Origin of the sequence: Albimonas pacifica, from assembly GCF_900113695.1 — a bacterium.
GTDB lineage: Bacteria > Pseudomonadota > Alphaproteobacteria > Rhodobacterales > Rhodobacteraceae > Albimonas > Albimonas pacifica.
On record NZ_FOQH01000005.1, the window covers coordinates 41,161 to 62,122 of the forward strand.

The following is a 20,962-nucleotide window of genomic DNA, read 5'->3' on the forward strand; positions in this document are numbered from 1 at the left end:
GGCGCTCCTCCCGGTCCGCCTGCACGATCCGCCGCTCCCTGCCGGCCGGTCGATTGACGGCGGGCGGGCGGCTGGCTATCCCTTGTCCCGGATCATGAAAGATTTGTCCATCACCCTGAACAAATGGGGCGCCGCGGCGAGGCCGGGGCGGGACGAACGGGGAAGGAGACGCCCGACGATGGGACCGCTCGCAGGCCTGCGCATCCTCGACCTGACCTCGGTGCTGATGGGGCCCTACGCCACCCAGGTGCTGGGCGAGATGGGCGCCGACGTGATCAAGGTCGAGGCGCCCGACGGCGACGTGACCCGCCAGATCGGCCCGCAGCGGAACCCCGGCATGGGGCCGGTGTTCCTCAACGCCAACCGGGGCAAACGCTCGGTGGCGATGGACCTCAAGGCGCCGGGCGCGGCGCAGGCGCTGCTGCGCCTGGCGAAGACCGCCGACGTGCTGGTGACCAACGTGCGGCCGCGCGCCATGGCGCGCCTCGGCCTCGGCCCCGAGGCGCTGGCCGAGGCCAATCCCCGCCTGATCCAGGCCGCGCTGGTGGGCTTCGACCAGCAGGGGCCCTACGCCGACCGGCCGGCCTACGACGACCTGATCCAGGGGGCGGCGGGGATCCCGCACGCCTTCGAGCGCTCGGGCCGGGCGCCGGCCTACATCCCCACCGCCGCCGCCGACCGGATCGTCGGGCTGGCCGCGGTCAACGCGATCCTGGCGGCGGTGATCGAGCGGGAGCGTTCGGGCCTCGGCCAGCGGGTCGAGATCCCGATGTTCGAAACCATGGCCGCCATGGTGATGGGCGACCACATGGGGGGGCTGGTCTACGACCCGCCCCACGGCCCCTCGGGCTACCCCCGCCACCTGTCCCCGGACCGCCGCCCCTATGCGACGGCCGACGGCTGGATCTGCGCGCTGGTCTACACCGACGCCCACTGGCGGCGGTTCTTCGCCGCCATCGGCCGCCCGGAGATGCCCGACGCCGACGCGCGCTACGCGACCTTCCCCGCCCGCATGGCCAACATCAACCTGGTCTACGCCGAGCTCTCGGCGATCCTGCAGACCCGCACCACCGAGGACTGGCTCGCCCTCTTCCAGGAGGCCGACATCCCCGCGATGCCGATGCACACGTTCGAGAGCCTGCTCGAGGACCCGCATCTCGCCGCCACCGGCTTCTTCCGGCGCGAGGAGCACCCGACCGAGGGCCCGATCCTGGGCATGGCCGTGCCCGCGCGCTTCTCGCGCACCCCGGCCGCGCCCGACCGCCCCGCCCCGGCGCTGGGCCGCGACGGCGAGACGGTGCTGGCCGAGGCCGGGTTCTCGGCCGACGAGATCGCGGCGCTGGCCGAGGCCGGCGCCCTGCGCCGCCCCGCCTGACGCCTGTTCCCAAGGAGGATCCCATGGACTTCGCCCTCACCGACGACCAGGCCCAGATCAAGGACGCGATCGCGCGGATCTGCGCCCGCTTCGACGACGCCTACTGGCTGAAGCGCGACCGCGAGGGCGGGTTCCCGACCGACTTCTACGACGCGCTCGCCGCCGAGGGCTGGCTGGGGATCTGCACCAAGGAGGCGCAGGGCGGCGCGGGGCTGGGGGTGACCGAGGCCTCGATCATGATGCGCGAGATCGCGGAGTCGGGGGCGGGGCTCTCGGGCGCCTCGGCGGTGCACATCAACATTTTCGGCTTGAAGCCGGTCGACGTGTTCGGGACGGAAGAGCAGAAGGACCGGATGATCCGGCCGATGGCCGAGGGGCGGGCGAAGGCCTGCTTCGGGGTGACCGAGCCGAACACCGGGCTGAACACCACCCAGCTGAAGCTGCGGGCCGAGAAGCGGGGCGACCGCTACGTGGTGAACGGGCAGAAGGTGTGGATCTCGACCGCGCAGGTGGCCGACAACATCCTGCTGCTGGCGCGCACCACGCCGCTCGACGAGGTGAAGAACCCCACCGAGGGCCTGTCGCTGTTCTACACCCCCTTCGACCGCGAGCGCATCAAGGTCAACGAGATCGAGAAGATGGGCCGCAAGGCGGTCGATTCGAACGAGCTGTTCTTCGAGGATTTCGAGATCCCCGAGGCCGACCGCATCGGCGAGGAGGGCAAGGGCTTCCGCTACATCCTCGACGGGATGAACCCCGAGCGGATCCTGATCGCGGCCGAGGCGGTGGGGCTGGGCTTCGCGGCCCTGCGCAAGGCGACGGCCTATGCCAGGGAGCGGATCGTCTTCAACCGGCCCATCGGCCGGAACCAGGCGATCCAGCATCCGCTGGCGCAGAAATACGCCGCGTTGGAAGCGGCCTGGTGGGTGACGATGAAGGCGGCGTGGGAATACGACAACGGCATGCCCTGCGGCGCCTCGGCCAACATGGCGAAGTATCTCGCCGGCGAGGCCGGCTTCGACGCCTGCCAGCAGGCGGTGATGACCCATGGCGGCTTCGGCTACGCCCGCGAGTACCACGTCGAGCGCTACCTGCGCGAAAGCCTGATCCCACGCATCGCGCCGGTCTCGCCGCAGCTCGCGCTGTGCTTCATCGCCGAGCGGGTGCTGGGGCTGCCGAAGTCCTACTGACGCCGGCCGTTCCGCCGGGGACGCGGGCGCCCCGGCGCGTCCGCTGCGCGGCCGCGACCGCCCCGCCCTGCGTCCCCTTCGGCGGCGAGGCGGGGCGCCTCGGGCGGCCATCCGACTGCGCGTTTCAAGACCTCGCCAGGACCGCCGGCGGAGCGGGGGCTCGCCCTCGCTCCGGCGCCGCCGAGCTTGCGCTCATCGAAGAACCGCCGGATCGGGTCTGGAAACGGCCTCGCACGTCCCCGCCCGGGACGGGGGCGCAGGGCGGGCCAGCCGCGGCCGCGCAGCGGACGCGCTGGGGCGTCCGCGCCCCGTCGGGGTCTACTCGGCCGCGGTCTCCCGGGCGGCCTCGCGGACCATGGCGAGGAGCTCCATCATCTCGGGGTCCTCGATGCCCAGCGCGTGGAGGCTGTCGAGCAGGTTCTCGAGATACTCGCGGTTGGTGCCCAGGCGGCCCTCGGCGGTGGCGATGCGGCGGGCGCGCTCGGGGCGGGGCAGGAATACGAAGCGGTCGTTGGCGCGGTCGGCGAGAAAGCAGATCGCCTCGACCTCGCCCTGCGGGGTCTCGACCGGCAGGAAGGCGGGGATGTAGGCCCCGGTGATCATCTCGCGCATCCACATGATCCGCGTCTCCTCGTCGGCGATGCCGCCGGGCAGGCGCATGGCGACGCCCTCGCAGGCATGGCCGGGGTCGGCGTCGAGCGCGGCCATCAGGCCCGGACATTCGGGGGAGCCGCGGCCCCCCTCGAGATGCATGCAGAAGCTGCGGCGGAAGCCCTGCAGCCGGGCGCGGCGGAACTCGGCCACCCGCACCGCGGGGTCCCAGATCAGCGAGCCGTAGCCGAAGATCCACAGGTCCTCGCCCTCGCGCCCGCGCAGCAGGTCGCGGCGCGAGGCCTCGCGCTGCGCCTCCGACCAGCGCCAGGCGACGGGATCGCGGCCGGCCTCGGCCTCGACCGCGTCGAGCTCGCCGATCCAGGCCTCCATCCGCCGGAAACGCGAGGTCATCGGGTCCTGCACCCGGCCGCGCAGGGCGGGCATGTGGCGGTAGGCGTCGTCGGAGATGCTCATTCGCGCGACCCTGCCCTCATGGCTTGAGGAACACAAGCGCCGCCCCGCCCACGATCAGGGCGAACCCGAGAAGCTGGGAGGGGGCCAGCGCCTCCTTCAGATAGGTCGAGGAGAAGACCACGAACACCGCGAAGGTGATCGCTTCCTGCATCGTCTTGAGCTGGGCGGCCGAATAGACGGCGTGGCCGATGCGGTTCGCGGGCACCGCCAGCCAGTATTCGAAGAAGGCGATCCCCCAACTGACGAGCACCACGCCCCACAGCGGCGCAGAGGCGAACTTGAGGTGCCCGTACCAGGCGAAGGTCATGAACACGTTGGAGGCCACCAGCATCAGCGGCGGCAGCACCCAGGGCCAGATCGAGGGGGAGACGGCGGGCATGTCGGTCCGAGAAGCGGCGGGAGGGACGCCCCCGCCGCGCGCGCCGCGCCCCCGCGGCGGGGAGCGCTCAGGCTATCGTGAATTCCGCGGCCCCGAGGGCGCCGAGATCGAAACGCATCGTCGCAGGGGCGGGGATCGGCGTGGGCGGCAGGTGGGCGCCGAGCAGCAGCACCTCGCCGGCCTTCAGCGTCTGGCCGAGCGCGTTGAACCGGTTCGCCAGGAACGCCACCGCCGTGAGCGGGTCCATCGGCGCGGCCCCCGCCTTGTCGAGCATCGTCTCGCCGTTGCAGGTCACCACCGAGCGCAGCGCCGAGGGGTCCACGTCGTGAGGCGGCAGGCCCGGTCCGCCGATGACGATGCCGCGGTTGTTGATGTTCTGCGACAGGATCGAGAAGGGCGCGGCCTTGCCCATGCCGCGGGGATCCAGCAGCTCGAAGGCCGGGGCCAGCCGCTCGACCGCCTCGATGACCGAGGCGCGGTCGTGGCCGTGCTCGCGGGGCGCGATGTCGGCCTTCAGGATCGCGCAGATCTCGGGCTCGATGGCGAAGGTGTGGAAGTCGGCGGCGGCGAGCGTCGCGGGGGATCTCCGCACCAGGTCGGCACAGATGCAGGCGGCGCCCGGCTCGCTCAGGCCCATCGCGTCCATCTGGGCGGCGGTGTTCCAGGCGATCTTGCGCCCGCCGATCCCGCCATGGGCGGCGGCGAGCTTCTCGACCACCCGCGCCTGCAGGGCGTAGGCCTCGACCAGGCTCTGCGGCGCCGAGGCGCCGAGGTCGTCGAAAGGCGCGCGGGCCATGATCGCGTCGGCGATGCGGGCGGCTTGATCGGTCATCTGTGGGGCCTCCGGTTGGGCGAGGGCGGTCAGGCGCGGCGGAAGCCCGCCATCCAGTCCTCCATCGCCTCGGCGTGGATCGTGAGCGAGCGGGCGACGGCGGGCAGGGTCGAGACCTGGGCGCACCAGTCCTCGATCCGCGGCGGCAGGACCAGGGGGCGGTCCATCTCCGCCCCCAGCATCGCGCCCATCTGCAGGGTGCAGGGATAGGCGAGGTCGGCGAGCGTCACGCCCTCGCCCGCCAGCACCGCGGCGGCGGCGTCGAGCTGGTCGAGCCGCTCCAGCGCCGCCTCGACGCCCGCGCAGGCGGCCTCGACCGCCTCGGGCTCCGCCCGCCAGTCGCGCTTGACCAGCGGGAACAGGGCGCGGACGGCGGCCTCGACGCGGGTGTCGTGGAAACCGAGCAGGGCGCGGACGCGCGCGCGGGCGAAGGGCTCGGAGGGCATCAGCGGCGGCTCGGGGGCGATCTCGTCCAGGAACTCCATCATGGCGTTGGAATCGTGCAGCGGAACGCCGTCCACCACCATGCCCGGCACCGAGCCCGCGGGAACCAGCCGGCGATACTCGTCCGAGCCGTAGCCGCCCGGCGGCGGGACCTCCTCGAACGGCAGGCCCTTGAGGTCGAGCACGATGCGGACCTTGGCCACGAAGGCCGAGACGCCGATGCCGTAGAGGGTGATGATCACGCCAGCCGCTCCTTCAGCTCGTCGAGGCGATGGCAGCCGAGCTGGGACATCACGTTCGACAGCTCGTCGCGCAGGATGAACTCCGCGTGGCCCGCGCCCGGCGCGCCCAGCGCCGCGACGCCCCACACGAAGCCCCGGCCGAGAAAGCACATCTTCGCCCCCAGGGCCACCGCCCGGGCGACGTCGGCGCCGGACGCGATGCCGCTGTCGAAGATGATTTCGGTGCGCTCCCCCACCGCCGCGACGATGCCGGGCAGCGCGTCGATGGCGGCGCAGCCGATGTCCACCTGCCGGCCGCCGTGGTTGGAGACCCAGACCGCGTCGACCCCGATCTCGACCATCTTCTCGGCGTCCTCGGGGTGCAGCACGCCCTTGACGATGAAGGTTCCGGGCCAGAGGTCGCGGATCTCGGCCACCGCCTCGGGCGTCAGGTCGTGGCCGAGGTTCTTAGCGGTGAACTCGGCCATGGTCTTCATGTCGCCCGCCGGCACGTAGGGGGCGAGGGTCCGCATGGTCGGCACGCCGCGCCGCCAGGTGGCCAGCGCCCAGCTCGGGCGGCTCAGCACGTCGGCGATCAGCCGCGGCGTGGTCTTGGGCGGCATGCCCACGCCCGCGCGCCGCTGGCGTTCCCGGCGGGACGAGCGCGGGATGTCCACCGTCAGCACCAGCGCCTTGGCGCCCGCGTCATGGGCGCGGCGGATCAGGTCCTTGCGCGCCGCCTCCTGGGTGGGGGCGTAGAGCTGGAACCAGAAGTCCGGGTTGACCCGGGCGATGTCCTCGAGGCTTTCGCCCGCCACGGTCGAGAGGCAGTAGGGGATGCCCCGCTCGGCCGCCATGGCGGCCAGCGCCTTCTCGATGCCGGGCCACATCAGGCTCTGCAGCCCCACGGGGGCCACGCCGATGGGGGCGGTCCAGGTGCGGCCGAGCAGGGGGGCCGAGGTGTCGGGCGTGCGGGCGGCGCGCATCATCCGCGGCACCATGGTCACGGCGTCCATGCGCTCGCGGTTGCGCTTCAGCGCGGTCTCGGCGCCGGTGCCGCTGTCCAGGAACTCCCACGCCACGCGGGGCATCCGTCGGCGCGCGCGGCGACGCAGGTCTTCCATCGAGACCAGTTTTTCCAGATTGGCCATGGTGTCCTCCCGCGCGCAGCAAGCCCGGCGGGAGGGGCCGCGTCAAGCCGGTCGGAAGGTAAGGCGACGCGCGGCCCGGCGCCGGCGGCCGGGGTCCCGCGAGGCGGAAACGCCGGGGGCGTCCCGGGCTCGACCCGGGGCCTTCGCCGTGCCGATCCGGGCACGGCGGGCCGTGAGGCGGGCGGCGGGCAGGAGGCCCCGGGTCAAGCCCGGGGCGGAGGCGGCTGCGGCAGGCCGGCGAGGGGCGCGCGGGAGGCAGGAGACCCTGGGGCGAGCCCGGGGCCCCCTTGGTGAGGCGGTCGCGGCGGCCGGCGGGGGGCGGGGCGTCAGACCCGGCGCCCCTCCACCCACAGGCCCCGCACCACGGGCGCGGCATGGGCGGTGCGCACCCGCACCAGGTCGGCGCGCAGGCCGGGGGCGATCTCGCCGCGGTCGGTCAGGCCGGTCGCCTGCGCCGGGGCGCGGGTGACCGTCGCGAAGCCCCTGGCGATGTCCCCGGTCATCTCGCCCAGCTTCACCGCCGCCATCAGCAGCGAGGCGGGCACGTAGTCCGAGCTGAGGATGTCGAGCAGCCCCTCTGCCGCCAGATCCGCCGCCGCGACGTTGCCGGAGTGGGAGCCGCCCCGCAGCAGGTTGGGCGCGCCCATCATCACCGCGATGCCGTGGTCGCGGCAGGCGCGGGCGGCCTCCAGCGTGGTGGGGAACTCGGCGATGCGGGCGCCGTGGCGGGCCGAGGCCTCGACATGGGCCACGTCGGTGTCGTCGTGGCTGGCCAGCGTCGCGCCCCAGGCGCGGGCGGCGGCGACGGCCTCGGTCTCGTGCGGAGTGGAGACGCGCAGGCTCAGCTCGCCCAGGAACTGCATGTATTCGTCGAACTCGGCCTGGGTCCGGCCGTGCTTGCCCATGTGGTATTTCTTCAGCTGGGCGATGTCGCGGAACTGCCGGAAGCCGGGGGTGTGGTCCATCAGCGAGACGATGCGGACCTCGTCCTGGGGGGTGAACTCGGCCAGCTCCTCGACCAGGGTCTCGGAGCAGATCTCGGCGCGCAGGTGGAGGAGGTGCGAGATGCGCAGCGCGCCCTGGCGCTTGAGGGCGTTGATCGCGTCGGTCGCCTCGCGGGCGTACTTGCCATACGCGGCCTTCTCGAAGCTGGCGACCGAGCCCACGCGGATCGCGTCGAAGACGGTGGCGATGCCGGTGGAGGCGAGCTCGGCGTCATGGGCGATGACGGCGGCCTCGCGCGGCCAGTCGACGCCGGGGCGGGGCTGGCAGTGACGTTCGAGGTTGTCGGTGTGCAGCTCGATCAGGCCGGGGGCGAGGAGGTCGCCCTCGAGGTCCTCGCCGGCGCGGGTCCGGCCGGGGTCGATCTCGGCGATGCGGCCGTCGCGGATCACGACGGAGCCGGCGATCACCTCGTCGGCCAGCACCAGGCGGGCGTTGGTCAGCACGGTCTCGCGGGCGGAGGCGGCGGCGCGCGCGGGGGCTTCGGCGAGGGTCATGCGGGGCTCCGGGTCAAGGGGGCTTCGGCGCGGGGCGCGGGGGCGAGGGCGGCGAGGAAGGCCGCCGTGGCGGCGTCGAGCGCGCCGCTGTTGTCGATGGTGCGCACGTCCGGGCCCTGGGGCAGGGCGGGGGGCGCGCGGCGCAGGCGGGCTTCGATCTCGCCTTCCGTCTCGCGGCCGCGGCGGGCGATGCGGCGGGCGCGGATCTCGGGGTCGGCGGTCAGGGCGAGGATGCGCACGGGGGCGAAGCGGTTGCGCGCCTCGGCCGTCACGGCGCGGGAGACGTTGATCATCACGTGCCGGCCGGCGGCGAGCGCGGTCTCGACCGCCGCGGGGATGCCGTAGGCGAGCCCGTGGGCGCGCCAGTGCAGGGCGAAGTCGCCGAGCGCCGCGCGGCGGGCGAAATCGGCCTCCGAGACCGGCTCGTGGTCCTCGCCGGGGCCGGCGGGGCGGGTGATGGTGCGGGTCGGGAACAGCAGGTCGGGGCGCGCGGCGCGCGCGGCGGCGATCAGCGTGTCCTTGCCCACGCCCGACGGGCCCACGACCAGGTGCAGGGTGCCGCGCATCAGGCGGGCTCCGCCACGGGGTCGGGGGCGCGGGGGGCGAAGGCGGAGACGTCGACCTCGCGGTCGCAGACCTCGGCGCGGGCGGCGGCGTCGTGGAAGATGCCCAGGATCGCGGCGCCTCGCGCCTTCGCCTCGCGGATCAGGTCGAGGACCACGGCGCGGTTGACCGGGTCGAGGGAGGCGGTGGGCTCGTCGAGGAGCAGGGCGGGGTACGCGTGGGCGAAGCCGCGGGCGATGTTCACCCGCTGCTGCTCGCCGCCCGAGAAGGTCATCGGCGAGAGGGTCCAGAGCCGCCGGGGCACGTTGAGCCGGGCGAGGAGGTCGGCCGCGCGCGCCTCGGCCTCGGCGCGGGGGCGGCCCAGCGCGAGGAGGGGGTCGGCGACCACCTCGAGCGTGGGCACGCGGGGCACGACGCGCAGGAACTGGGAGACGTAGCCCAGCGTCTCGCGGCGCAGCGCGATGATCTCTCGGGGCGCGGCGCGGGCGACGTCGAGCGCGCCCACCCGGATCGAGCCGGAGGCGGCGAGGTAGTTGCCCCAGACCATGCGCAGGAGCGTCGACTTGCCCGCGCCGGAGGGGCCGGCGAGGGCCACGCACTCGCCGGGGGCCACGTGGAAGTCGGCGCCCTCGACGACGGGCAGCACCTGGCCGCCCTGCTGGTGGAGGGTGAAGGTCTTGGAGACGGAGCGGAGCTCGATCATCGGGGGGTCCTCGGGTCGGTCGGGACGGGACTCGCTTGCCCTTCGGGCTGCGCATCGCCCGCCCGCCGACCCCGCCGCGGCAGGCGGACGGCCGGCGTCGGGAGCGGGGTCGGCGGGCGGGCGGTGCCGGCGCGAAGCGTCCGGCAAGTCCCGTCCCGACCGATCCCGCGGTGGCGCGACGGCGCAGGAAGCGTTTCGGCGCAAGGCGCTATCTTTCGGGTACTGCTCATGCCTGGAGCACCGAGCTGACCAGCAGCTGCGTGTAGGGATGCTGGGGATCGTCGAGCACCTGGTCGGTCAGCCCGGTCTCGACCACCCGCCCGCCCTTCATCACCATCAGCCGGTCCGCCAGCAGCCGCACCACCGCGAGGTCGTGGGTCACGATGATCGCCGAGAGCCCCAGCTCCCGCACCAGCCCGCGGATCAGGTCCAGCAGCCGCGCCTGGACGGAGACGTCGAGACCCCCCGTCGGCTCGTCCATGAACACCAGCCGCGGCCCGGTCACCAGATTGCGCGCGATCTGCAGGCGCTGCTGCATGCCGCCCGAGAAGGCTGCGGGGCGGTCGTCGATCCGCTCGGGCGCGATCTCGACCTTGCCCAGCCAGTCCGTCGCGCTCTCGCGGATCGCGCCGTAGTGGCGCGCGCCGACGGCCATCAGGCGCTCGCCGACGTTGGCGCCGGCCGAGACGGTCATGCGCAGCCCGTCGCGCGGGTTCTGGTGCACGAAGGCCCAGTCGGTGCGCATCAGCATCCGCCGCCGCGGCTCGGACAGCGCGCGCACGTCGACCGTCCCGAGGTCGCGGGTCGCGTAGCGCACCCGGCCCGCGTCCGGATCCATCTGGCCGGAGATGCACGACAGCAGCGTCGACTTGCCCGAGCCGCTCTCGCCCACGATGCCCATGACCTCGCCGGGCCAGAGCTCGAAGGAGACGTCCTCGCAGCCGATCCGCGCGCCGTAGCGGCGGGTCAGGCCCTCGACGGTGAAGAGCGGCGCGGCCGGGGCCGGGGCCAGGGGGGCGTCGCTCATGATCTCGGCTCCAGGGCGGCGGAATAGTCGACGGGGACCAGGATCCGGTCGAGGTTGCCGAGCACCATCGGGCCATGCTCGGCCGAGGTGCGCGTCTTGATCTCGGCCCATTCCTCCTGGGCCATGAAGGCGGCCCACTTCGCCTGCATCTCCGCCTCGTCCCGCCAGGCGAGGAGGTAGACGAAGTTCAGCTCGTCCTCTCCCAGCGGCCGGCGGTCCTCCTCCCACATCGCCAGGATGCGGAAGTCGAGCGCCCGCATCAGCCGGGCGGCGTGGTCGCGGAAGCGGGCGTGGAACGCCTCGCGCGCGGCGGGGTCGATGCGGTAGACGCGCAGCTGGTTGATCATGCCGGGGCTCCGTGGGGCGCGGCTGCGGGGGCGGAGGCGCCGACGTGGCCCGCCTCGATCCGGCCGCGGCAGTGGTCGGTGTCCGAGCACACGAACATGCGCCCGCCCGCGTCGTCCACGATCACCTCGTCGAGGTAGACCCCGCGCGCGTCGCAGAGCGCGCAGGCCTCCCTGGCGCCGCCGGGATCGAAGGGGTGGTCCTCGAAGTCGAGGCTGACCACCTCGGTCCAGGGCGGGATCGCGTAGATCCGCTGCTCGCGCCCGGCGCCGAACAGCTGCAGGGCGGGCGAGTTCGACATCTTGGGGTTGTCGAATTTTGGAATGGGCGAGGGGTCCATGACATACCGCCCTTCCACCTTCACCGGATACGCATACGAGGTCGCGATATGGCCGTGCCGCGCGATGTCCTCGTAGAGCTTCACGTGCATCAGCCCGTATTCCTCGAGCGCGTGCATCTTGCGGGTCTCGGTCTCGCGCGGCTCGAGGTAGCGCAGCGGCTCGGGGATCGGCACCTGGTAGACGAGGATCTGGCCCTCGGTCAGCGGCGTCTCGGGGATGCGGTGGCGGGTCTGGATGAGGGTCGCCTCGGCCGTCGCCTCGGTGGTGGCGACGCCCGCGACCCGCTGGAAGAATTTTCGAATGGAGACCGCGTTGGTGGTGTCGTCGGCGCCCTGGTCGATGACTTTCAGCGTGTCCTCGGGGGTGAGGGTCGCCGCCGTCACCTGCACGCCGCCGGTGCCCCAGCCGTAGGGCATGGGCATCTCGCGGCTGGCGAAGGGGACCTGGTAGCCGGGGATCGCCACCGCCTTCAGCAGCGCCCGGCGGATCATCCGCTTGGTCTGCTCGTCGAGGTAGGCGAAGTTGTAGTCGGGGTCGGCCCGGGTGGGAGCGGCGGCTGTCATTGGGCGGCCTCCTTCGCGGCCTGCGCCTCGGCCCGGGCTTGCGCCTGCGCGGCCTCGGCCTCGCGGCGGAGCTGGCGGATCAGCTCCAGCTCGGCCTGGAAGTCGACGTAGTGGGGCAGCTTGATGTGCTCCAGGAAGCCGGTGGCCTGGATGTTGTCGCAGTGGGAGAGGACGAATTCCTCGTCCTGGGCGGGGGCGCCGACGTCGTCCTCGCCGAGCTCCTTCCAGCGCATCGCCCGGTCGACGAGGGCCATCGAGATCGCCTTGCGCTCGCAATGGCCCAGCGTCAGGCCGTAGCCGCGGGTGAACTGCGGGGGCTCGGTGCGCGAGCCGGCGAACTGGTTGACCGTCTCGCATTCGGTCAGCTCGACCTCGCCGATCTCGACCGCGAAGCCGAGCTCGGGGATCTCGGCCTCGACCGCGACCATCCCCACGCGCAGCTCGCCCACGAAGGGGTGGTTGCGGCCGTAGCCGCGCTGGGTGGAGTAGGCGAGCGACAGGGTGAACCCCTCGTCGGCGCGCGCCAGCGCCTGCAGGCGCAGGGCGCGGTCGGCGGGGAAGGCGAGCGGCTGGCGGGTGAGGTCGGAGGGGGTCTCGCCGCCCTCGGGTTCCGATTGCAGCAGGCCCTCGGCGTCGAGGAACTCGGCGATGTGGGGCGTGCGCTCGGCGAGCGGGGGGGCGGTGGGGGCCTCGGGCGCCTCGCCCTCGGCGGCCAATGCAAAATCTATCAGGCGGTGGGTGTAGTCGAAGGTCGGGCCCAGCACCTGGCCGCCGGGGGCGTCCTTGAAGGTCGCCGAGACGCGGCGGGAGACGGCCATCTCGGAGGTTTCCAGCGGGACCGAATGGCCGAACCTCGGCAGGGTGGTGCGGTAGGCGCGAACCAAAAAGATCGCCTCGATCAGGTCGCCGCGGGCCTGCTTGATCGCGAGCGCCGCGAGGTCGGGATCGTGGAGCGAGCCCTCGGCCATCACCCGGTTGACGGCGAGCGTCATCTGCTCGCGGATCTGGGCGAGGCTGAGCTCGGGGACCGAGACGTCGCCGCGGCGCGCCTCCGCCAGCCAGGCGTGGGCGTTGTCGATCGCCCGCTCGCCGCCCTTCACGGCCACATACATCGCTCAGACCTCCCGGAGGCGGGTGGAGCGGGGGAGGGCGGCGAGCCGCCCCTCCGCCGCCAGGAACAGGTCGCGGCCCTGGGGGAAGAGCGCGCGGTTGGGCGCGGCCAGCGCCAGGATCTCCGCACGGGAGGAGCCGAGGGCGAGGCGCGCGGTCCCGCGGATGCCGGGGCCGGTCAGCTCGGCCTCGGCGCCCTCGAAGGCGTCGAGCAGCACGACCAGCGTGGTGGAGCGGTCGGGGTATTCGGGCGTCCCGATCGCGAAGCGGTCGAGCTCGGCGAGCAGGGAGGCGGGCGAGCCGAAGGCGAAGGCGGCCGCCTCGGGCGCCGCGTTCAGGGGCGCGTTGCAGTGGAAGCGCAGCCAGGCCTCGACGGGGCCGGCGCGCAGCTCGGGGGCGAGCCAGACCGGCGTCTCGGCGTCCACCAGCGTCAGGGCCAGCGCGCCGGCGGCGGGCGGCAGGGGCGCGGGCGGGCGGGCGCCGCCTGCGTGCTGCAGGGTCCCGGGGCGGGACATCGCGTCGAGGGCGGCGCGGAAGGCGCGCGAGGCCTCGGCGGGCGCGTCGGCGAAGGCGCCGTCCAGCGCCTCGGCGGCGAAAGCGGTCATCCGTCCTCTCCCCGGACCATGGTGAAGAACTCGACCTTCGTCGCGGCGGCGCGGGCGGCGCGGGCCTCGGCCCGTGCGCCCGCCTCCTCGCGCAGGGGGCTGAGGATCGCGGTCTCGACCTCGCGCGCCGCCCCGGTCTGCATCAGGGCGTCGGCGAGGGCCGCCAGCGTCGCCTTGCGCTTGTCGCGGCCCTGCACCCAGGCGTGGCCGACCTCGCCCGAGGCCAGGCGCAGGGCGCCGCGGGTCACGGTCATCTCGCCGAGATTGAACGGCGCGCCGACCGCTCCCGCCCGTCCGCGCAGCATCACCGCGCCGGATTCGGGCCGGCGCAGCCACTCGTAGCCGCCGGGTTCCTCGGGGGAGGGGAGGGCGGAGGCCTCCCACAACGCCGCCAGCCGCTCGGCCGGGGCCCTGGCCAGCGTGCTCATCCAGCCCCTGCGGGCGGCGATCTGATCGGGAGAGGTCACAGGTTGCATTTCTGTCTAGCCAACTCGACAACTGCACAAGTATGGTATCGCCGAGTCGGCGCGTGAAAGCAACGCGCGATTGGTGACATCTGCATGACGGCCGGGAGGATCGGATGCCGCAGGGACTGGGGGGGCGGGCGCAGGCGGGCGAGGGGGCGGAGGCGCCGGCCGGCCCGATCTGGGCGCGGATCCGCGACGCGCTGGCCGAGGAGATCCGCGAGGGCCGCTGGGCGACGGGGGAGCGTCTGCCCTCCGAAACCGCGCTCGCCGCCCGCTTCGGGGTCAACCGCCACACCCTGCGCCGGGCGACGGCGGCGCTGGCCGAAGCGGGGCTGGTGCATGTGCGTCGCGGCGCAGGCGCGACGGTGACCCACGCCACGACCGACTACCCGATCTCGCGCCGCACGCGGTTCTCGGAGAACCTGCGTGCGGCGGGGCGGGAGCCGACGCGGCGGATCCTGTCGCTGGAGACGCAGGCGGCGAGCCGGGCGGAGGCCGAGGCGCTGGAGATCGCGCGCGGCGCGCCGGTGCATGTCTACGAGGGGCTGACGCTGGCCGACGGGGTGCCGATGGCGGTGGCGCGCACGGTGTTCCCGGCGGCGGCGCTGCCCGGCCTGCCGGAGGCGCTGCGCGAGACCGGCTCGATCACCGCGGCGCTCGCGGCCGGGGGGGTCGCGGACTACACCCGGCGCTGGACGCGGATGACCGCCTGCCGGCCGGGCGTGCTGATCGCGCGCCACCTGATGATCCCCGAGACCACGCCGCTGCTGCGCGCCGAGAGCCTGAGCGAGGACGCGGCCGGACGGCCGGTGGAATACGGGCTGACCTGGTTCTGCACCGACCGCACGCCCCTGCTGATCGCCGAGCCGGGCGCCGCCCCCGAACAGCGCTCCGCCTGACGAGGCGCGCCCGGGGCGCGCCCGGGGCCTCCCGTCCGCCCGGGCGCCGCGTCGGGCGTCGCGCTCGGGCCGGGCGTCGGGCCCGCGGCGCAGGACCTGCGGGGCGCCCGGGGGCGGAGGCCGCGAGCGGCGGACCGCGGGGCAGGGACCCGCGGGCGGGTCGCAGGGCGTCGGTCGGGGGGCGTCGCCGGTCGGGGCGGGCCTCAGGCCAGCGGCTTCTCCATGAACACGCTCGAGCCGTTCTCCTGGTAGTCGCCGAAGGGGCCGCGGCGGACGTAGCCGGCGCGCTCGTAGGCGCGGATCGCCTCGGGGCTGGCCTCGCCCGTCTCCAGGCGCATGATCGGCAGGCCGCGGGAGCGCGCCTCGGCCTCCAGCGCCGCCAGGATCGCGCCGGCGAGGCGGCGGCCGCGGCGCTCGGGGCGGGTGAACATCCGCTTCAGCTCGCCGTAGCCGTCGAGCGGCGCGAAGCCGCCGCAGGCGGCGGGCTCGCCCTCGCTCCAGGCCACCACGAAATGCACCTGCGCATCGATCAGCTGCTGGGGCGAGAAGGCGTAGCGCACCTCGGGCGGGTAGATCGAGGCGAGCTCCGCCTCGCTGCCCGCGATCAGCTCCAGCGCCTCGGGGGCGGCGACGGGGGTGGGGCGCACCTCCACCGCAGGGGCGGCGGAGGCGGAGGGATCGGCGGCGGACATGGCGGCTCCTTCGGGTCGGATCGAGCCTCCCATCAGCCCCGGCGGGCGCGAGGCGTCAAGCGGGGGGTTGCCTCCTGCGCCCGGCGCGCCATTGTCGCGCACGACCGCCCCCCGGGGACGCCGCGGCGATCCTGCGGGGCGATCCGCGCCCGCCGCCCGTCCGAGCCAGCCGACCAGCGAGACCGCCATGCGCTACTTCCCCCTGTTCCTCGACCTGCGCGGCCGCTCGGTGCTGATCCGCGGCGGCGGCGAGACCGCGGCCCAGAAGGCGCGCCTGTTCCTGCGCACGGAGGCCGAGGTGACGGTGATGTGGCCGGAGCTGAACGAGGAGCTCGCCGCCCTCGCCGCCCAGGGGCGCCTCGCCCATCTGCCCGCGCGCGACGACCGCGCCGCGGTGGCGGGCGCCTGGCTCGCCATCGGCGCGAGCGACGTGGACCCCGAGGGCGACGCGGAAATGGCGCGCAAGGTCCGCCGCTGGGGGCGGGTGGTCAACATCGTCGACCGGCCGGAGCTGTGCACCGCCATCACGCCGGCCATCGTCGACCGCGACCCCCTGGTCGTCGCCATCGGCACCGAGGGCGTGGCCCCGGTGCTGGCCCAGCGGGTGAAGACGCTGGCCGAGAGCTTCCTCAGCTCCGCCACCGGCCCGTTCCTCGCAGGCCTCGCCGAGCTGCGCCCGCGGATGATGGAGACGCCGCTGGAGCCCAGCCCGCGGGCCTTCTGGAACTGGATCATGGACGGCCCCCGCCTGCGCGCCGAGGCGGGCGACGTCCCGGGCGCGCTGGAGGAGGTGCGCGCGGCGGTGGAGCGCGGCCGGGCCCCGGTCTCGGTCGCGGCCCGGCTGAGCCTGCTGGAGCTGCCGTCGGACGTCGACCTGATGCCCCTGCGCGCGGTCCGGCGGATGCAGGAGGCGGACCTGGTGGCGCATCCGACCGACGCGCCCGCGGCCGCGCTGGAGCTGGCGCGGCGGGACGCGGAGCGCTCGGCGGCCGATCCGCTCGACCTCGAGGCGATCCGCGAGGCGCTGGCCGAGGGCGGCCGGGTGGCGGCGCTGGCGCGCGGCGAGGCGGTCGCGGAGGCGCTGGCGGCGCTCTCGGCGCTGGGCCAGCCGGTGGAGACGATCCGCGCCGGCGCCGCGGGCGGCTGAGGGCGCGCAGGATCGCGAGGACTGCGCCGCGACGAGCGGCGGCGGAGGCCCCGGGTCGTGCCCGGGGCGCCCGTGGGGCGGGCGTCCGGCAAGCCGAAGACGGCTGCGTCGGGGAAGGCCCGGGGGTCCTCTCCCGCAGGGATCAGGCGGCGAGGCCGCGGGCGATGAGCATCCGCTGGATGTCCGAGGCGCCCTCGTAGATCTGGCAGACGCGCACGTCGCGATAGATCCGCTCCACCGGGAAGTCTCGCGTGTAGCCGTAGCCGCCCAGCGTCTGGATGGCGACGGAGCAGACCCGCTCGGCCATCTCGGAGGTGAAGAGCTTGGCCATCGAGGCCGCCTGCAGGGCCGGGAGGCCCGCATCCTTCACCGAGGCCGCGTGCAGGACCATCTGCCGGCCGGCCTCGACCTGGGTCGCCATGTCGGCGAGGCGGAAGCCGACGGCCTGGTGCTCGATGATCGGTTTGCCCATCGAGACGCGCTCCTTCGCGTAGCCGACGGCGTAGTCCAGCGCGGCCTGGGCCATGCCGACGGCCTGGGCGGCGATGCCGATGCGCCCGCCCTCGAGGTTCGACAGCGCGATGCGGTAGCCCTCGCCCTCCTCGCCCAGCAGGTTTTCCGCAGGGATCTCGAGGTCCTCGAGCGCGATCTGGGCGGTGTCCGACAGGGTCTGACCCAGCTTCTTCTCCAGCGACGCGACCCGCCAGCCGGGGGCGTCGGTGGGGACGATGAAGGCGGAGATGCCTTTCTTGCCGGCCTCGGGGTCGGTGACGGCGAAGACGATGGCGACGTCGGCGTTCTTGCCCGACGTGATGAACTGCTTCACGCCGTTCAGCACGTAGCCCGCGTTGGTGCGCACCGCGCGCGTCCTCAGGGCGGAGGCGTCGGAACCCGCATGCGGCTCGGTCAGGGCGAAGGCGCCCAGCTTCTCGCCGCGCGCCATCGGGCGCAGCCACTGGTCCTTCTGGGCGTCGGTGCCGTAGCGCAGGATCGGGACGCAGCCGACCGAGTTGTGGACCGACATGATCGTCGAGACCGCGCCGTCGCCCCCCGCGATCGCCTCCAGCGCCAGGGCGTAGGCGACATTGTCGGTGAAGGCGCCGTCGAAGTCCTCGGGGACCAGCATGCCCATCAGGCCGAGGCCGCCCATCTCCCGGATCACGTCCTTCGGGAACGCGCCGGTCTCGTCCCAGCGGGCGGAGTTGGGGGCCAGCTTCTCGGCGGCGAAGCGGGCCGCCATGTCGCGAACCATCGCCTGGTCTTCGGTGGGCAGCATCGCGCCTCTCCTCCCTCTGGTCTTGTGGCGCCTCCCCGGCCGGGCCGGGGAGGCGGGTGGTCTTACTTCGGGGCCATGCGGATCGCGCCGTCCAGCCGGATCGTCTCGCCGTTGAGCATCGGGTTGTCGATGATCGAGAAGGCCATCTTGGCGTATTCGCTGGGGTCGCCCAGCCGGCTCGGGAACGGCACCTGCGCGCCCAGCGAGCGCTGCGCCTCCTCGGGGAGGGAGGCGAGCAGCGGGGTCAGGAACAGGCCCGGCGCGATGGTGCAGACCCGGATGCCGGAGCGGGCGAACTCGCGCGCGATGGGGATGGTCATGCCCACGATCCCGCCCTTGGAGGCGGCGTAGGCGGCCTGGCCGATCTGGCCCTCGTAGGCGGCCACCGAGGCGGTGTTGATGATCACGCCCCGCTCCTCGCCGACCGGGTCCTCGGCCTGGATGCGGGCGGCGAACTTGGAGAGCACGTTGAAGGTGCCGATCAGGTTCACGTTGATGATCGAGGCGAACTTCGCCAGCGGCAGCGGGTTGCCGTCGCGGTCGATGACCTTGGCGGGCGGGCCGATGCCGGCGCAGTTGACCAGGATGCGGGCTTTGCCGTGCAGGCCCTCGGCCTCGGCGATGGCCTGCGAGACCTCGTCCTCGTCGACCACGTTCACCTTGTGGAAGCTGCCGCCGATGGCCTTGGCCTTCGCGGTCCCCAACTCCTCGTTGAGGTCGAAGATGGCGACCCTGGCGCCCCTGGCGGCCAGCATCTCGGCCGTCGCCCCGCCCAGGCCCGAGGCCCCGCCGGTGACGATGGCGGCCAGTCCGTCGATCTGCATTCGCTGCGTCTCCTCTCGTTGCCGCGGGCGCCGACGGGGCCCGCGGGGGTCGTCAGGATCGGTAAAGGGCGCGGGGGGAGGGCGCAAGAGTGTCGGACACTAGCCGCTTCGCCCTGCGGGGACGGCGCGGGCGAAGGGGGAGGGAGCGGACTACGGGCGCCCTGCGGGCGGGCTTGGCTGGGTCGGCGCTTGTGGGGAGGTCGAGAGGGAATGGCGGGCGGGGGAGCCTCCGGCGGGCTCCTGACTCACCCAAGAACAAAGCGCCCGCGCCTGTTCTCCGGAGCCGTCTCTCGCTTGGGCTGCCTGAGCGACTCGCCCCCTCCGGTCAAGGACAAGCCGCCTTCGGCGGTCGCTTCGCGATCCTTGACCGGAGGGGGCGAGTCGCTCTGATCGGCGCTCGCGAGAGACGGCTCCGGAGAACAGGCGCTCCCGGGGGGAGCCTGTGGCGAGGGGCGCCGGAGGCGGGCGTGGGGGAGAGATGGGCAGCGGGGGCGGCGGCCCGGCGCGCCGGGGGGCGCGCGGGCTGCCGCGGGGCGGGTCAGCCGACCTTGCGCTCGCGGCCGGCCCAGTGGGGGGTGCGCAGGGCGACCTTGTCGATCTTGCCGAGCGGGGTCTGGGGGAGGGCGTCGACCAGGTGGAAGGACTTCGGCGTGTGCACGCCGCCCTTCCTGGCCTTGACCATCGCGGCGAGCGCTTCGGGGTCGAGCGTCGCGCCGGCCCTGGGGACCACGTAGGCGCAGACGGCCTCGCCCCATTTCTCGTCCGGGATGCCGATCACCGCGGCCATGGCGACGTCGGGATGCTCGGCCAGCGCGTCCTCGACCTCGCGCGGGTAGACGTTGAAGCCGCCCGAGACGATCATGTCCTTGCGCCGGTCGACGATGTAGAGGCGCCCTTCGGCGTCGCGCACCGCCACGTCGCCGGTGCGCAGCCAGCCGTCGCCCAGGGTCTCGGCCGTCAGGTCGGGGCGCTGGTAGTAGCCCTCCATCACCTGCGGGGCCTGGACCGAGATCTCGCCGGGCATGCCTTGCGGCACGTCGTTGCCCTCGGGGTCCAGCAGGCGGACGGTGGCCGAGGAGACGGCGAAGCCGCAGGCCGACAGCAGCTCGGGGCGGCTCACGTCATGGTCGGCGACCGGCAGGACCGCGATCGGGTAGCACTCGGTCTGGCCGTAGAGCTGGGCGAAGACCGGGCCGAATTTCGCGATGGCCTCGCCCAGGCGGGTGGGGGACATCGGCGCGGCGCCGTAGAGCACCATCTCGAGGCTGCTCACGTCGCGGGTCGCCATGTCGGGATGGTCGAGCAGCGCGTAGATCATCGTCGGCACGAGCAGGGTCATCGAGATCTTCTCGGCCTCGATCGTCGCCAGCACCCTGGCCGGGTCGAAGCCGTTCATCAGGTGGATCGTGCCGCCCTTCAGAAGCGTAGGCGTGATCTTGGTGCCCGCCACGTGGGAGATCGGGGCGACGGCGAGATAGCGCGGCTGCGGGGGCAGGTCGAAATCCGCCATCACGGCCAGCGTGATCTTGCCGGCCCCGCCGGCGGTGCGCATCACCCCCTTGGGCCGCCCGGTGGTGCCGCCGGTGAAATTGTAATGCGCAGGCTGGCGCGGGTCGGAGCGGTTGATCGGCGCGCAGTCGGGCTCCGCCGCAGCGGCGGCGAGCAGGTCGGTTCCGTAGTCGGCCGGACCCAGGGTGAGAAACGTCGCGCCGGGGTGGTCGGCCTGCAGCTCGGCCCCGCGCGGGGCGTGATCGGCGGCGTCGACGATCACCACCTGGGCGCCCAGCTCCGCGATCTGGGCGGTCTGGGCCTCGCGCGCGCCGAGCGGGTGCAGCATCGTCGTGGCCCCGCCGAGCGCGATGTTGGCCACGCTGGAGCACCAGGACTCGGGCCGGTTCGCCGAGAGGATCGCGGTGCGCGAGCCGGGGCCGACCCCGTGGCGCTCCAGCACCCGCTGGATGCGGGCGATCAGGCCCGCGGTCTGCGCATAGGTCAGGTCCAGCCGGTCGGAGCGGAAGGCCACGCGTCCCGGGTGGCGGGCCAGCGCCCGGAACACCAGCGTCGAGTCGGTGGGCGTGTCGTGGACGGCTGCGGGCACGGCCGGGGCCTCGGCCTGGGGCTCGGTCGTCGTCATCTCTCTCCTCCCGGCGCGCTGTTTTCCTGCAGGCCCCGGGGCCCGGGGAGGGGACGCGCCGCGCCGATGCGTCGTGCCCTCGGTCAGTCTTCCTTATGGCGCCTCG

The 20,962-nt window shown here is 73.9% G+C and carries 22 protein-coding genes; 4 read left to right on the forward strand and 18 right to left on the reverse strand.

Features of this window, described 5'->3' with window-relative positions; translation table 11 throughout:
• The first annotated feature begins 178 nt into the window (after positions 1-178).
• Entirely contained in the window at positions 179-1,375 is a 1,197-nt protein-coding gene (locus BM064_RS11280; protein ID WP_092859892.1) for a CaiB/BaiF CoA transferase family protein, read from the forward strand.
• Between the two features lie 23 nt (positions 1,376-1,398).
• Positions 1,399-2,565 (forward strand): acyl-CoA dehydrogenase family protein, encoded by a 1,167-nt coding sequence (locus BM064_RS11285; RefSeq protein WP_092859893.1) that lies wholly within the window; start codon positions 1,399-1,401, stop codon positions 2,563-2,565.
• Positions 2,566-2,883: 318 nt separating this feature from the next.
• Here the strand turns inward: BM064_RS11285 and BM064_RS11290 are convergent, their stop codons facing one another.
• The 14 genes from BM064_RS11290 to phnG all read right to left on the reverse strand — a co-directional run bounded on the left by BM064_RS11290 (position 2,884) and on the right by phnG (position 13,884).
• Positions 2,884-3,633, reverse strand: a complete 750-nt coding sequence (locus tag BM064_RS11290) for a gamma-glutamylcyclotransferase (RefSeq protein WP_092859894.1) — start codon at positions 3,631-3,633, stop codon at positions 2,884-2,886.
• Positions 3,634-3,649: 16 nt separating this feature from the next.
• Complete coding sequence (locus BM064_RS11295; protein ID WP_092859895.1) at positions 3,650-4,012, reverse strand: DMT family protein; 363 nt, start codon at positions 4,010-4,012, stop codon at positions 3,650-3,652.
• Positions 4,013-4,079: 67 nt separating this feature from the next.
• Complete coding sequence (locus BM064_RS11300; RefSeq protein WP_092859896.1) at positions 4,080-4,844, reverse strand: 2-keto-4-pentenoate hydratase; 765 nt, start codon at positions 4,842-4,844, stop codon at positions 4,080-4,082.
• Between the two features lie 29 nt (positions 4,845-4,873).
• Complete coding sequence (locus tag BM064_RS11305; protein WP_177236219.1) at positions 4,874-5,530, reverse strand: glutathione S-transferase family protein; 657 nt, start codon at positions 5,528-5,530, stop codon at positions 4,874-4,876.
• Positions 5,527-6,660, reverse strand: coding sequence for an alpha-hydroxy acid oxidase (locus BM064_RS11310; RefSeq protein ID WP_092859898.1), 1,134 nt, complete (start codon positions 6,658-6,660; stop codon positions 5,527-5,529). The genes BM064_RS11305 and BM064_RS11310 overlap by 4 nt, the downstream gene beginning before the upstream one ends.
• 326 nt (positions 6,661-6,986) lie before the next feature.
• Positions 6,987-8,159: an alpha-D-ribose 1-methylphosphonate 5-triphosphate diphosphatase gene (locus BM064_RS11315; protein ID WP_092859899.1), complete on the reverse strand. Its 1,173-nt coding sequence runs from the start codon at positions 8,157-8,159 to the stop codon at positions 6,987-6,989.
• Positions 8,156-8,725, reverse strand: coding sequence for a phosphonate metabolism protein/1,5-bisphosphokinase (PRPP-forming) PhnN (gene phnN / locus BM064_RS11320; protein WP_092859900.1), 570 nt, complete (start codon positions 8,723-8,725; stop codon positions 8,156-8,158). The genes BM064_RS11315 and phnN overlap by 4 nt, the downstream gene beginning before the upstream one ends.
• Entirely contained in the window at positions 8,725-9,426 is a 702-nt protein-coding gene (phnL, locus tag BM064_RS11325; protein WP_092859901.1) for a phosphonate C-P lyase system protein PhnL, read from the reverse strand. Before phnL ends, phnN begins: the two co-directional genes overlap by 1 nt.
• A 226-nt stretch (positions 9,427-9,652) precedes the next feature.
• A complete protein-coding gene (gene phnK / locus BM064_RS11330) occupies positions 9,653-10,453 on the reverse strand; it encodes a phosphonate C-P lyase system protein PhnK (RefSeq protein ID WP_092859902.1) in 801 nt (266 codons plus the stop codon).
• A complete protein-coding gene (locus BM064_RS11335) occupies positions 10,450-10,800 on the reverse strand; it encodes an NIPSNAP family protein (RefSeq protein ID WP_092859903.1) in 351 nt (116 codons plus the stop codon). The genes phnK and BM064_RS11335 overlap by 4 nt, the downstream gene beginning before the upstream one ends.
• On the reverse strand, positions 10,797-11,702 hold the full coding sequence (locus BM064_RS11340; RefSeq protein ID WP_092859904.1) for an alpha-D-ribose 1-methylphosphonate 5-phosphate C-P-lyase PhnJ: 906 nt from the start codon (positions 11,700-11,702) through the stop codon (positions 10,797-10,799). The genes BM064_RS11335 and BM064_RS11340 overlap by 4 nt, the downstream gene beginning before the upstream one ends.
• Positions 11,699-12,814, reverse strand: a complete 1,116-nt coding sequence (locus tag BM064_RS11345) for a carbon-phosphorus lyase complex subunit (protein WP_092859905.1) — start codon at positions 12,812-12,814, stop codon at positions 11,699-11,701. The genes BM064_RS11340 and BM064_RS11345 overlap by 4 nt, the downstream gene beginning before the upstream one ends.
• Before the next feature lie 3 nt (positions 12,815-12,817).
• Positions 12,818-13,417 carry a phosphonate C-P lyase system protein PhnH gene (phnH, locus tag BM064_RS11350; RefSeq protein ID WP_092859906.1) on the reverse strand — a complete coding sequence of 200 codons (600 nt, stop codon included), beginning with the start codon at positions 13,415-13,417 and terminating at the stop codon, positions 12,818-12,820.
• A complete protein-coding gene (gene phnG, locus BM064_RS11355; protein ID WP_425426162.1) occupies positions 13,414-13,884 on the reverse strand; it encodes a phosphonate C-P lyase system protein PhnG in 471 nt (156 codons plus the stop codon). Before phnG ends, phnH begins: the two co-directional genes overlap by 4 nt.
• 113 nt (positions 13,885-13,997) lie before the next feature.
• Between phnG and phnF the strand changes: the two genes are divergently transcribed.
• On the forward strand, positions 13,998-14,783 hold the full coding sequence (gene phnF / locus BM064_RS11360) for a phosphonate metabolism transcriptional regulator PhnF (RefSeq protein ID WP_092859908.1): 786 nt from the start codon (positions 13,998-14,000) through the stop codon (positions 14,781-14,783).
• Between the two features lie 203 nt (positions 14,784-14,986).
• On the opposite strand, the gene BM064_RS11365 is transcribed toward phnF, so the two are convergent.
• Entirely contained in the window at positions 14,987-15,475 is a 489-nt protein-coding gene (locus BM064_RS11365) for a GNAT family N-acetyltransferase (RefSeq protein WP_177236220.1), read from the reverse strand.
• Between the two features lie 187 nt (positions 15,476-15,662).
• Here BM064_RS11365 and BM064_RS28330 point away from each other — a divergent pair, with 187 nt between their 5' ends.
• On the forward strand, positions 15,663-16,622 hold the full coding sequence (locus BM064_RS28330; RefSeq protein ID WP_177236221.1) for a precorrin-2 dehydrogenase/sirohydrochlorin ferrochelatase family protein: 960 nt from the start codon (positions 15,663-15,665) through the stop codon (positions 16,620-16,622).
• Positions 16,623-16,764: 142 nt separating this feature from the next.
• On the opposite strand, the gene BM064_RS11375 is transcribed toward BM064_RS28330, so the two are convergent.
• The 3 genes from BM064_RS11375 to BM064_RS11385 form a co-directional block, all read right to left on the reverse strand.
• Positions 16,765-17,898, reverse strand: coding sequence for an acyl-CoA dehydrogenase family protein (locus tag BM064_RS11375; protein ID WP_092859911.1), 1,134 nt, complete (start codon positions 17,896-17,898; stop codon positions 16,765-16,767).
• 62 nt (positions 17,899-17,960) lie between these two features.
• Positions 17,961-18,722 carry an SDR family NAD(P)-dependent oxidoreductase gene (locus tag BM064_RS11380; RefSeq protein WP_092859912.1) on the reverse strand — a complete coding sequence of 254 codons (762 nt, stop codon included), beginning with the start codon at positions 18,720-18,722 and terminating at the stop codon, positions 17,961-17,963.
• Between the two features lie 538 nt (positions 18,723-19,260).
• A complete protein-coding gene (locus BM064_RS11385) occupies positions 19,261-20,856 on the reverse strand; it encodes an AMP-binding protein (protein WP_092859913.1) in 1,596 nt (531 codons plus the stop codon).
• Positions 20,857-20,962: the final 106 nt, after the last annotated feature.